This window comes from Pedobacter sp. N23S346, assembly GCF_048515415.1.
GTDB lineage: Bacteria > Bacteroidota > Bacteroidia > Sphingobacteriales > Sphingobacteriaceae > Pedobacter.
Genome location: NZ_JBLYEE010000004.1, coordinates 56,604 through 69,244 on the forward strand (window position 1 = coordinate 56,604; position 12,641 = coordinate 69,244).

The 12,641-nt window shown below is 39.8% G+C and carries 9 protein-coding genes; 4 read left to right on the forward strand and 5 right to left on the reverse strand.

Translation table 11 applies throughout. The features are described 5' to 3' along the window. Positions 1-9: 9 nt before the first annotated feature. From ACN1CD_RS09180 to ACN1CD_RS09190, 3 genes are all read right to left on the reverse strand, one after another. Positions 10-3,132 (reverse strand): carboxypeptidase regulatory-like domain-containing protein, encoded by a 3,123-nt coding sequence (locus ACN1CD_RS09180; protein ID WP_419130093.1) that lies wholly within the window; start codon positions 3,130-3,132, stop codon positions 10-12. Between the two features lie 199 nt (positions 3,133-3,331). Further along, positions 3,332-4,315, reverse strand: a complete 984-nt coding sequence (locus ACN1CD_RS09185; RefSeq protein ID WP_419130094.1) for a FecR family protein — start codon at positions 4,313-4,315, stop codon at positions 3,332-3,334. A 46-nt stretch (positions 4,316-4,361) separates the two neighbouring features. After that, positions 4,362-4,910: an RNA polymerase sigma factor gene (locus tag ACN1CD_RS09190; protein ID WP_419130095.1), complete on the reverse strand. Its 549-nt coding sequence runs from the start codon at positions 4,908-4,910 to the stop codon at positions 4,362-4,364. A gap of 317 nt (positions 4,911-5,227) precedes the next feature. Between ACN1CD_RS09190 and ACN1CD_RS09195 the strand changes: the two genes are divergently transcribed. Both ACN1CD_RS09195 and ACN1CD_RS09200 read left to right on the forward strand, forming a co-directional pair. Beyond that, positions 5,228-6,004, forward strand: a complete 777-nt coding sequence (locus tag ACN1CD_RS09195; protein WP_419130096.1) for an HAD-IIA family hydrolase — start codon at positions 5,228-5,230, stop codon at positions 6,002-6,004. A gap of 478 nt (positions 6,005-6,482) precedes the next feature. Further along, positions 6,483-7,037 (forward strand): hypothetical protein, encoded by a 555-nt coding sequence (locus ACN1CD_RS09200; protein ID WP_419130097.1) that lies wholly within the window; start codon positions 6,483-6,485, stop codon positions 7,035-7,037. A gap of 842 nt (positions 7,038-7,879) precedes the next feature. On the opposite strand, the gene ACN1CD_RS09205 is transcribed toward ACN1CD_RS09200, so the two are convergent. Continuing rightward, positions 7,880-8,512, reverse strand: a complete 633-nt coding sequence (locus tag ACN1CD_RS09205; protein WP_419130098.1) for a response regulator — start codon at positions 8,510-8,512, stop codon at positions 7,880-7,882. 3 nt (positions 8,513-8,515) lie between these two features. Next, complete coding sequence (locus tag ACN1CD_RS09210; RefSeq protein WP_419130099.1) at positions 8,516-10,489, reverse strand: tetratricopeptide repeat-containing sensor histidine kinase; 1,974 nt, start codon at positions 10,487-10,489, stop codon at positions 8,516-8,518. A gap of 231 nt (positions 10,490-10,720) precedes the next feature. On the opposite strand from ACN1CD_RS09210, the gene ACN1CD_RS09215 reads away from it, so the two are divergent. Both ACN1CD_RS09215 and ACN1CD_RS09220 read left to right on the forward strand, forming a co-directional pair. Then, entirely contained in the window at positions 10,721-11,164 is a 444-nt protein-coding gene (locus tag ACN1CD_RS09215; protein ID WP_419130100.1) for a hypothetical protein, read from the forward strand. A gap of 450 nt (positions 11,165-11,614) precedes the next feature. Next, a complete protein-coding gene (locus ACN1CD_RS09220) occupies positions 11,615-12,154 on the forward strand; it encodes a hypothetical protein (RefSeq protein ID WP_419130101.1) in 540 nt (179 codons plus the stop codon). The last annotated feature ends 487 nt before the right edge of the window (positions 12,155-12,641 follow it).

Sequence of the window (12,641 nt, forward strand, 5' to 3'; positions counted from 1 at the left end):
ATATTGTATTTAAAACGAATATCTCGCACCAATCTGAATCTGGTAGGGTGTTCCTGCAGCTTGTGTTACGCCAACATTTTCATTCACCCTGTATTCATATTGTTTGCTTGCCTGATTAAAGCGCGTTACCGTTAGAAGCGTCTGGTCGCCAAGGTTATAATTTACACCCCACTTTTTATTCAGGATATTGGCAAAATTGAAAGCATCGAAACTCAGCGTTAGCTTTTGGTTTTTATAAGTTTTAAAATCTTTTTGCACCCGAATATCGAAGGTTCCTGAAAAAGGATTAATACCACCATTCCTGTCTGCTATCTTACCAAGGCTTTTCAGTATATATTCTTTTGCCCGGTTATCAGGATTATTAAGCACTTTTTCCATAGAAGCTTTATTGGATGCACTGGTTAAGGGGCTGTTGGGATCAAACACAAAGGCCAGGTCATTATCATTTCCGGGGCCTCCTACAAAATCTCCATTAATATCGGCATCAACCGTCATCGAATAGCGTGTTCCGCCAATCCCTCTAAATGTAGCAGCCATTGAAAAACCCTTCCAGCTTGGTGTGCTACCATACACTACCAATTTGTTTCTAAATTGATTATCCGAATACACCACCTGTGAGAGGTCTCTCGGGTCTGATTTTACCGGGCGGAAGGTAGAAGTATTCGCTACGTTTCCGTTGTAGGATGAATTGTCCTTCGCATCGTTAAGCGTATAGCTTACGTTAACATATCCATCCTTCAAATATCGGTAACTCGCATCCAGGATCATGGCCTTTTGCGTTAAGGTAGCCCCGTTCGTCAACATCAATACCCGGCCCACCTCGTTTGTTTTTCTGCCCAGAACATTATTGGTAATCCCTGACGCGGTAATCGTTTCCGCAGGTACAAATACCCCTCGATTTTCCTCATTGACAAGAGTGAAGTATGGATTATCTGCCATATTCTTATCCAGATACACGTAATTGTTTGTGGTATAAGAATAAAGCAAATTAAGACCCAGCCTTAATCGCTCCCCAATAATCTTGTTATAGCTTAAGTTAGCTTTAAATATCGATGGCATTTTCAGGTTCGGATCATTCAGATTGATGGTGGATACGTAAGGTACCCCTTGAATAATACCGGGAGCGGAAGAAGGATTAAGACGATAGCCTGGAAAATCAGGTCTGGGTACTAAATTTGGACCAGAGGCAGGCCTCGAAACATCAATTGATGCTACCTTGGTTCCACTGTTCTGTATATTGTTTACCTGTGCATAATTTACGGGATAAGAAGAGAATAATCCCCCCCCTAATCTGATGACATCCTTCTTTTCATTGTTAATATCCCATGTAATCTGGAATCTTGGCTGGATTTTACCAGCATCCGTAATCCTGCTGTCGGTACGCAAGCCCAGTGTACGGTCTACAACAGGGTTATAGTCAGCATGCGTTAGAAAACTAGTTATATCATACCGAACACCAAACATCGCATTGATATTTTTAGCCAGGTCAAATTCTACCTGACCGAACAGGGAAAGATTTAACAGGTATTGTTGTACCGAAGGGATTCCATCAATAGGTGCTTCCCTTGCATAGCGTGAGGGATTAAGGTTGTCAAACTCAGAAAGACTATTAAAAATAAACCTTCCGTTCTGCTCACTGGATAAATACGTATCCATATAAGTCAGGGTATTGTCCGTTCCGAAAGTAAATTTATACTTGTCTACATTATAATAAGAGGTGTTGATCAGCTGAAACTGGTTTTCCAGATTATTTTCCGGAAAATAACGCTGTCCCCCCAGTTGAACAGTCCGGTTGCCAAGGGTACCATTTGGCAAGGTAGAACGCACGGTTACAATTGCCCTGGGAATATTAGCAGCCGGGAGCTCACTATTGGGTAAATAATCTCGTTTTGCAGTTTGATACTGAACTTTAAATTCATTCAGAAAGGATGGACTAAACTGAGAACGAAGGGAGAGCAGTGTACTGTTTTCCTTAGATTTAAAGTCTCCCCATACTTCAAAGAAATTAATATTTGAATTGTCACTATTACTATTAGGATTAACCCAATCAGAGTAGTTATTGCGGATGGTTAATCGGTGTTTATCGTTGATCTGCCAATCGATCCTTGCAAAAAAAGTGTTGGCCAGCGTTTTTCTTTCAAACTCTCCCACTTGTTTCCCCGACCCAAGTCCGTATTTTGCGCGACCAATATTAATTACACTATCCAGCGCTCCCCTGCTGATCCCCAAGCTGATTTGATCAGCATCATCCCTGATATCTGCAATAAAAAAAGGCATATTTTCATCCTGACGATCTAAGGCAGTAAAAAAGTGAAGTTTATCCTTAATAATTGGGCCACCTAAGCTGAACCCATACTGGTTTGTCGTGAATTTTTGTTCGCGTTTATTTCCCCTGATATCATAAGGACTGGCCAGAAAATCAGAACGGTAATAGTCAAATGCTGATCCGGTAAGTGTATTGGTTCCAGATTTGGTGACTGCCGAAACGGTACCTCCACCCTCTCTGCCCCTACTCACATCATACACATTGGCAGCCACTTCAAATTCTCTGATGGCCTCAAGCGAGAGCGAATATGGACCACTGCCCACCGCACCAGAGGTGAGGTTATTCCGTGCACTCGCACCATCAATCAGATAATTGGTTGAGGAAGCACGCTGGCCAGAAATATTGGTGCCATTAGTGGTTGGCGCCAGCGCAGAAAGGTTATTAAAATTTCTGTTCTGTGTGGGCAGCTGCTGGATGTTTTGTGCCGTAATGGCTGTGCTTGACCCCAGCCGGTCTATGCGTTTACTTAAACCATTCGCATTCACATTAACCTCAGATAGCTGTGTATTAGACTCATCCAGCCGAAAATCGGCAACAATGTTATCCCCCTGGTTTAATGCCAGATCGGTTTTAGACTGCTTTGGATATCCAATATAACTTACCGTTATACTATACGGCCTGCCCAGCGGAAGCTGGATAAGTGAGTATCCGCCCTCCTTATTCGTTGCAGTAACCGTTCTAAATCCAGTAGACTCATTTCTCAGCACAATTGATGCACCCGGAACCGGAGCCCCTTTTTCATCTGTAACCCGCCCCCGGATAGAAGCATCTGTTGACTGCGCACCGGCACGGGTAATGATTAGCATAAAGAATAAAAAAACTGGCAACTGCGCCAAAAACAAAGTTTTTCTTTTTGAAAAGTTAAAAAAATGGTAATAATATCGCATATTTAATTGCTTAATTGATTTTTTGAATTGATTTTAAGTAGATGATACTGCTTCAGTACACATCTTTCAGCCGGGTTTCTATTGCAGTAGAAATCCGGTTTTGGTTTAATTAATTAGGTCATAGGCCGGGAGTTATAGTGAGTAATTTGTTATCGATCTCATAGCGCATGCCTGTTTGCATGGCCAGCTCATTCAAGGTCTGCTCAAGGTTTTCATAATCAAGCTTTACCGCATATTTACGCAAGGGTTGCTGCGGTTTTACTTTGACGGTTAGGTTGTATTTTTCGCCTATAATCCCACCGATTTCGGTCAGGGTCATTTGTAAATTTGCATGATGAACTTCCGCTGCTAATTTTTCCACCGGAGGGCCTGATGTTTCAGAGATGGAAATCACTTTGTTCATCTCGTTATAATTTAATTCCTTGCCTTTGGTCAAACAAGCGCTAAGCAGATTCCTCGTTTTACCATCCATCCGCTCCACCCTAACTTTTCCGGTTTTTACAGCCACTTTGTAGGATTTGTGTTCGGGAAAAGTGGTAATAGTGAATGAAGTTCCCAAAACAGTAGTAAGAAACTTACCGGAACGGATCATGAAAGGATGCAATGTATCCCGCTTAACCGAAAAAAAAGCCTCACCCCGATCCAGATAAACTTTTCTAATTGCATTCCTAACCAGATCTGATGGAACCCTAAATGAACTGCCTGGTTTTAAGCTCACCCAGGTGCCGTCGCTAAGCTTAATCTTTTTCTCTTGTCCTTGCGCTGTCTGATAAGTGGTATAAGCAATAGGCTTCTGTTCCACACTCACCACTGGCCTATTCCGCATCACTATAGCTACACTAATGAAGAGCATAATTGCAGCAGCAGCTGAGGATATATACAAGAAGTTTTTGCTTTTTGGTTTATCGACCTGAATCCGGCTGAGAACGGAAGAAAAGATTTCCTCTCCCAGCGAATCAGCATGTTTTTGAGTCGCGGAGATATGCTTTTCTGCTTCCCGGTCAAACCATTTGTCAATGATCGCTTTGCGTTTATCATCAAGTTTGCCAAATTGATAGCCAGTGAGCTGATCGATTAAAAATTTTCGTCTGTTTGGTTTCATTCACTATTAAAGCGTTTGAAACCGCAGAAAGTACTTTAAGAGAATGTTAACTTTCGATTAACCTTATGTGTGTTCGTAAGCGCCTGAGTGCTTCGGAAATATTATTTTTCACCGTTTGTTCAGATAAACGAAGTTCAGTTGCTATCTCTTTAATTGTTTTATCATCTTGCCTACTCATTTGAAAACAGTGCTTCATATTGACTGGCATCCTGACAATCTCTGAATCAATTTCAGCGCTAAGTTCACGGGCTATTAAATTTGCGTCTGCTGCCATGGATAATCTAAGTTCATCGACAAGTTCCTCTTCCCAGGCCAGTCTGACTTTATTTCGTCGAACCTGATTAATGATATCATTTCTCGCCATCCGGTTAAGCAGTGGCAAAAGTGAATCCTCAATGATAAAGGTTTTTCTTCGTTCCCAAAAAGAAGAAAAGGTATTTTGAAGAATATCCTTCGTTAACTCATCATCCTTAGTGATGGCTAAAACAAGCGAATAAAGGGGCTTCCAGTAACGATCAAAAATTGTTTTGAATGCATGAATATCCCCTAAATGGATAGCATTTAAAAGTTCTTTGTCGTCTGTTTTGCGCATCATTTTTAATCAATCAAAAGTAATGGCTGGTTATTAACTTAAGATTAAGTAAAGCTTAAAAACATATTTGTTACCAAGAGCGCCAATAGCTTAATTGCGTTTTCGCAATAAATATTGAAGAGATGATTCAAGACAGCAAGTTACCAAATCAATAAGAAATTGTTTAATTAACACGAAGTGAATGTGAAGCAGACTGCAAATGATGGCTTAACATTGTCATTTCGAAGTGTTACTCCACTTTCGGAATCAGGTGGCAGCAACCTACGGCTTTATAAAAACATTTAAATCATTAAGTTTGCAGAGAACCTAAAAAAAGAATAATGAAACAAGGACTGCTGATCGACATGGATGGGGTAATTTATAGTGGCGAAGCACTTATTACCGGAGCTGACAAATTCATCAAATACCTCATAGATGAGACCATTCCTTTTGCCTTCATGACGAATAACAGCCAGCGAACTGCCCTTGAAGTAGTTAGAAAACTAAAAGGTTTGGGCATAAAGGTTGACGAAAGCCATGTATACACCAGCGCCATGGCCACAGCAAAGTTTTTGAGTGACCAGAGCCCGAAGGGCACCGCTTATGTACTGGGAGAAGGTGGATTGCTGAGCAGTTTGCATGACCATGGTATTACCCTGGTCAACACTGATCCAGAGTTTGTCGTTCTTGGAGAAGGCAGAAATTTCACCTTGGAAATGGTTCAGCGGGCCGTTGATATGATTCTTGCCGGTGCAAAATTCATCACCACAAACAGAGATCCTTCACCTAAAAAACCAGGATGGAACAATTTAGGGATTGCGGCAACAACCGCCATGATCGAAGAGGCTACGGGAAGAAAGGCTTTTGTAACTGGAAAACCCAGCCCGGTGATGATGCGTTCGGCCCGAAAATTCTTAGGCCTTGAGACCAGCGAAACCACAGTGATTGGCGATACCATGGAAACCGATATTCAAGGCGGGGTGCAAATGGGATACAAGACAATTTTAGTATTATCCGGAATCTCGAGCAAAGATACCCTTGGCCACTATGCGTTCAAACCAGATATGATTGCCAGTTCAGTAGATGAAATTAAATTTCCGCTGACTTGGTGGCATTAAAAATAATGATCAATTGTCCCCTGTTTCATAAATCTTTTGATGATAAACCGCCAAAATTCATCGAAACCAAAAAATTAATATTATACGCATTTAATGTAGCATAAAAGACTGTCAGACTTTTTGAACAAAATCTATTTTCACAACAGACTTAAATCGTAAAATATTTTAAATGGGAATTTTACATTACTATAATCGATACTAATAGAGCATATTCATAATAAAGATTACCATGGGCAAGCGGTTTCAAATGTCATCAGCAATACATAAATACTTCTTTAACGAAGCGGCTAAAGATAGCGTAAATTTATAAAATTCTGGTCCGGGGTTTTGGCAAGCGAATCACCTTGAGGATTAGATCTGATTCAGTTATAGCTTGTTTTTGTCTTGAATTAAGGCACTCGGTTTGACCATAATGATGAAGTTTATTATACAATTCCATCAACTACGGCAAGAATTTAAACATAAACTGATTAGAACAATGAGATGTAAATTTAACCATATCTGCATTATTTTATTAACAGCTCTTGCTTTAACGGGCTGCAATCCTACTGCCAACACAAAGGCGGAAAAACGGATTACAGCAGTAAAGGTGGTAGACAAAACGTTATTGGTAGCAATATTGGAAAACTTGCACAAAGTGCTAAGTGAAAAAAATTATAGCTTGGAGAAAGGACTGAATGTAATTAGGCCATACTTATCGGAATATAAAATTTGCATACCCGGCTTTTCTGAAATGGTTCCTTACAATGCAACTTATTTGTATGTTAATTGCATCTATGACACCAAATCAACGCCACCAAGGGTTTTGTCATTCCGGTTTCAGATGCCGAACGAATTGAAAAAGCAATTACATGTAAATGACATCAGAAAACCCTTTAAGCAATGGGTATTAGAAAATACAATTAGTAATCCAGACGGTACTATATCAAATATTTATAACGCTGGGCAAAAAAACGTAAGCATAACTATAATTCAAGAAGTGTTACCAAACCAAACAGGCAGTGTTATTACTCAAATAATTATATACCGCTAATCACTTCCACCACTGACGCTTTTCTTCAGCTTTAGCTTTAAGAGCGGCAGGATTACTGCTATCTGCCTCGAGCGAGCACCTATAATTTTGCCAGACGTTGTTGACGTATTTTTTATTGATCATCAGTTCACTTACGCTAAAGTCCAGGTCACCAGCTTTACTTCTGATCTAGATTACCATCAACCGAAATACAAATGAATGATAAAGCCAAAACTGCTATTTTGCATTTACTAAACAGAAGTAAAGCCTGAATCGCAGGAAGTTGTTGAAAATATTCTACCTGGAGATTTGGAAAAAACCTGCTATGAAAAGTCAGGAAGAATACGGATTCCAGTCTTAAGAGATAGTGGTCATAAAGCGGGTTCATATGTTGAATATTTTGCAGCAATAACAAAGCTGAGACAATCTTTGAGGATTCCCATATTTCAAGGAAGTGGTTATCTCACTTATCGGTAAAACAAACATTCCAGAAAAGTAGTAACATCGACTGGAATTCTCTCGAACATACTTGCAAAACACAAAAACCAAAGCGACCATATTCCGGAGCTTTGATAAAACCCTGCAAGAGACTCAGCGCCTCGTTAACTCGCTGGAATGAATTTATCCGACCTTAGACGTTTCCAGCGATTCCTTTAAATAAGTGCCCGTTTCTGAGAGATTACCATACCTCTTTATAGAAAATCTAAGCTATGGTCCATCAAGCCCTGACCTGCAATAAAGTCCATAAGAAAGCAAGAATCAATCTTGCCAAAGCCAAGAAATATGAATAAAGCCTGGCTAAAACATGCGTTACATAAATGCTCAATAGGTATAAATAACATTATAGATTATTTGTTATAATTTTATTTCCCAAAAACCTTGTTGATAGCTTCCGTCTTATTATCTACTTGTAATTTTTGATACATGTTGTAAATGTGGCGCTTAAGGGTATTGATGGAAATGCCCAACTGATCTGATGCTTCTTTATAAAAAAGCCCCTGAGAAAGCAGTTCTAAAATTTCTTTTTCCCTCGGAGTTATTGTTAGTGCGGCGGCATTTTTAATTTCTTTTTGCCTGAAACGTTGTACCAGTTTGCGTGCAATATCAGGACTCATTGGACTGCCGCCATCGTGTACCTCGAGAATAGATTGCAATAAAAATTCAGGTTTGCTCCTTTTAAGGATATAAGATGATGCACCATATTCTAAAGCCTGAAACACTTTTTCATCCTCATCGTATATCGTGCATACCAAAAATTCTGTACGGGGGCAGGTAGGTTTTAATTGCTTTATACAGTCTATGCCATTGATTCCCGGCAGTCCGATATCCATCAGTACTACGTCAGGCTGTAGCTCCGGGATCCCTTTCAGCGCATCTTCCCCATTTCCAAATACGCCGGTACACAAGTAGCTTTCTTCCATTGCTATGATAGATTGCAGCATTTCCCTAATAGATGCATTGTCTTCTACAATAGCTATGGTAATTAATCTTTTCATTGGTTAGGTTTTTAAAAGGTAAGTAACCGTAATGCCCATTCCCCCACTTGGGTTATTTAGCCAAATAATAGTGCCGCCGATGGTTTGCATATTTGCCTTCATATTGCGCAGGCCATTGCCCAAAACCATTTCTTCTCTTTTATCAGTCATCCCTTTTCCATTGTCAGCCAAATGAAGGATTAACTGTTTTGTATTAGTAATGGTGACTTTAAGGGTTACTGATGTGGCCTGAGCATGTTTCACTATATTATGGAGCCCTTCTTTTACGGTAAGAAAAAGATTTCGGCGTACACTGCCATCCAAAATATGTTCGGCAATGGGTTGCGGCAAGTGCATCGTAAAGTGAATACCAGCATCATTCAGAAACCCTGTTGCAAACTTGCGAATATAGGCTAGCAGGCTTTGCAGGGTGTCATTATTATTATTTAATGTCCATACAATCTGGTTCATTTGATCTATCAATTGCGCAGAGTTATCGGCTATAATACTTATCTCCCTTGTATCCCGTTGGGGATGTTTCCTTTTCAGCAATTCGGTACTTAGTGCTATGGAAGTCAGGGATGCGCCCAGGTCGTCGTGAAGTTCCTGTGCAATGCGGGTGCGTTCAACAAGTTGCATTTCCAGTACAGCTTTGCTTTGTTTCCATTGCTGCTCCTTTTCCAGCAGCTCAAAACGGTTTTTCTCTATTTGCATCTTCCTGCGATAGCTCACCAAAAAAGCAGTTCCCGCCAGAGCAAGCAAACCGGCGCTCATGATCAAAATTGTAATGGTATTGCTTTTTCGGGTCAGTTGTAGGTCTTTGCTAAGCAATACATTTTCCTGCATTACTTTTTTGCGTTCTATTTCGTATTTTTCGAGGTCTTTATTTATTTCCTGCTTACGCAGTTCGCCGGCAAGGCGGTAAGCCTGCTCTACACAAACTTGTGCCAATTCCTTATTGCCCGTCATTTTAAGCATTTTGTAATATCCATCGAAAACATTCTTCCTTAAGGAAAGCGGCAGCAGGTTTTCATCCAAAAGCTGTTGCATCGGAATGCCCCGTTTCAAAATACTTGCCGCATACGCCGTATCATTGGCGTGGTCGGCTATTTCCATCATCTGCGTTAAAGTTTCAAAATACCTGGGGGTATTCATATTTGAATCAGAATTTATCATCTGCCGGGCAACAACTTTTGCACTATCGTAATCTTTGATGCTTTTATACATGGCCACCATGAGCGAGTTCACGATATATTCTTTTGTTTTATCCGGATAAGCTCGTTGCAGAGCCTGCGCTCTTCTGGCTGTAATACGAAAATTAACGGTATCGTTCGCCTGGTAATAGGCATTGCTCATCGTTTGATAAGCCCCAATCATTCTTGCAGTATCCTTTAAAGTGGTATAGTGTTTTAAAAACTTATTGGCATTTTCCACAGCCAGTTTATAGTTACCCAACTGAGTGTGTAAGACAGCCAGGTTATTGTATAACGGAAAATTCTTTAAACTATCCGGTGCTTTGTCCTGCTGCAGGTATTGCAGTGCCGTTGTACTCGCATCCGCAGCTTCGTTCAGTTTGCCTGCAACGCTGTAGGCTACTGCCCTTGAGGCATACAGGTCACTATAGGTACCAGGATCATTTATTTTCTTTGCCAACAGGATCGATGCATCTGAAAGGGCTATCGCATGGGTAAAATCATTCTTATAAATGCTGTAGTAAAACACCAACATTCGGTAACTCTTCACCTGAGCTACTTCATCTTTATGTCTTTTGGCCGCAGCAAGCGCCTTTTCATAAAGCGGAATAGCCGCCGCGGGATCATCCTTTGCCTTAAAAATGGCCGCATTAATCAGCGGCTTTAAGGAAACACTTACGCTACGTTTGTAAAAAGCAACATTGCCTGAAGATTGATCCTGCCGGCAGGCACCTAAAAGCACCGTTAAACAGCACAATAGGTATACGCCTGAAAGCACCCGGTTACATAAATATTTCTCAAACAATCGCATAAAGGTTCACCATGCTACACTAAATATTCATAGCCAGACAAAGGTAAGCAAATGTATCTACCTAGAAACTCATACAAAGGTGTGATGGTACGCACTTATAGAAAGCCTGTTTCCTACAATAAGTATTAATCAATAAAAGCAGGATTGATACAAAAGTGTTATTGCGAGACTTGCAGATATAGCGCATCTTTGATTTTATTTACCCAACTAAAACAAAAAAAACCAATGAAAAAATTACTTAGCATCACTACTGTTTTATGCTCAATATTGATCAGCTTCGGCGCCGCCGCGCAGCAGACCGAAATGGGAAAAGTTTGTAAAACCTACAGAGGCGAAGAAGGCCTGATCGTAACCACCACGCGCTATGGTCCCGACAAAAATAACGAAGTACTCATAGGCGTTTATGACATTGACCATTCCTGGGCAGGAAAAATATTCAAAGCCAAAGTAGAAAGCTACAACGGTAAGGCAGACTATGAAATCACCTATAAAGGCAAGGCATATATTATCATGACCTATAGAAACAATAACTACGAGATCTACCTTCCTAAAGAAAGCAATATGCAAAAATCACCGATGTATATCGCCTATGACAAAAACCTATCTGACAATTGTACCCCTAACAAGTTTTTACAGGAATATAAAGAACAGCAAAAAGCAAAAAAATAGAAAACGAAATACGAAGGTAAGCTCCAACACTGTATGCAGCGCCAGGGTTAATTTGAATAATTGCATTCAATTATTCAAATTAACCCTTATAAACCCAGTTCATCTTCTTAATCAGCAGTATCAATTTCCTTTATGCCTAGCCGCAAAAAAGAACGAAATAACATCCAAACGGTCATTGAAAACGGCAGCAAAAGGCATTTAGATCAAAAAACTTAAAGCAAAGCGTTCCAGCGCCTCCAACCCAATATCCACAGCGTCCAACAATAAAAGCAACAAACAACAATACCAACAACAAACACCAATACCAACAATACTAATGATCAGTATCCTTTCCCCCCTGACCGATCACCATTGCCAGGTGACTAGCAGCACCTTAAAAATCACTACACCCAAGACAACCCGTTTGGTTCAATCCTTTTAATTTCCAAAAATTAAAAAAAATAGAAACCAATGCAATTACCTTTACAACCACAGCACCACAAAACTTTAAAAACCTCAACCCCACCAGCTATGATTTCCTATCGGTATTTCGTTTATGATCAAGGTTCCTATCTTCTAAAAAGTAAAAAAACAGGAGTGATCATATTGGGTACATTTTTTATTTTATTCGGTGTACTGTTTTTTACTTTAATTTTCAAAAGCCCGATCGGAGCCCTTTTAGGCGGATCAGCCTTCTTCCTATTTGGATTCTTTTGTATCGCTGCAGCCTTTACAAAAGTCATTTTCAATAAAACCGCGCAAACCATTGAAAGAACCGGAACGCTGGCTTATTTAAATAAACACTATCATTTCGAAGACTTCATTCGCATCGAAACCGTGCGGATCTATACAAACTTTATTTACACCAGAACCGCAGTCAACCTAAGGTTCAAAAAACCCGAATCGCCTGACAAAACCGATCTGTTAACCATCGCATCACTCCGAACCAGCAAACAACTTGAACAGTTTATCCATGAATTTCATGAAATCACAAGTTTAAAAAACGAGTAAATTAAACAAAACATGCGGTCCTTTCACTAAAATATTTATTAATAAGAGCATATCGACCATGGCCTTGTAGGCTTTTAATTAGTAATAATTTTGCTAATCGTCTAGATTTTTGATCCTTAATATATTTATACCTCCACTATTTCGCTCTTTACAACTTGAGGTAATCTCTTTAAATCTTCGGAGGTAATTGTATCAATGTTACTACTATCTATTGTTACTATCTTTCGTATATTCTGAATCGATAAAGTAGTGTTAGGAATTATCTTTTAGCCAAAAAAAGTAATACTTTTCAAAAGTGTTTTAATTTAATTTTATACTCTAAAGAATGTGGTTCCTTACTTTTTTGAACCACATTCTTTCCTCTTCATTTTCCTTATAACTATTTTGATCCGCTGCAGATAATCATTCCCATCAAGCGCTGTTGGCTTAACGTTATCATAACCCGGAATAAAATGCAAATAATGATACAGCATGTCTTAAGGATTTA

Excerpts from the sequence above, each read along its gene's own strand:
- ACN1CD_RS09180 (WP_419130093.1), bottom strand. The coding sequence starts at position 3,132 with ATGCTAATCATTACCCGTGCCGGTGCGCAGTCAACAGATGCTTCTATC.
- ACN1CD_RS09220 (WP_419130101.1), top strand. The coding sequence starts at position 11,615 with ATGCAATTACCTTTACAACCACAGCACCACAAAACTTTAAAAACCTCA.
- ACN1CD_RS09215 (WP_419130100.1), top strand. The coding sequence starts at position 10,721 with ATGAAAAAATTACTTAGCATCACTACTGTTTTATGCTCAATATTGATC.
- ACN1CD_RS09200 (WP_419130097.1), top strand. The coding sequence starts at position 6,483 with ATGAGATGTAAATTTAACCATATCTGCATTATTTTATTAACAGCTCTT.
- ACN1CD_RS09205 (WP_419130098.1), bottom strand. The coding sequence starts at position 8,512 with ATGAAAAGATTAATTACCATAGCTATTGTAGAAGACAATGCATCTATT.
- ACN1CD_RS09195 (WP_419130096.1), top strand. The coding sequence starts at position 5,228 with ATGAAACAAGGACTGCTGATCGACATGGATGGGGTAATTTATAGTGGC.
- ACN1CD_RS09185 (WP_419130094.1), bottom strand. The coding sequence starts at position 4,315 with ATGAAACCAAACAGACGAAAATTTTTAATCGATCAGCTCACTGGCTAT.
- ACN1CD_RS09190 (WP_419130095.1), bottom strand. The coding sequence starts at position 4,910 with ATGATGCGCAAAACAGACGACAAAGAACTTTTAAATGCTATCCATTTA.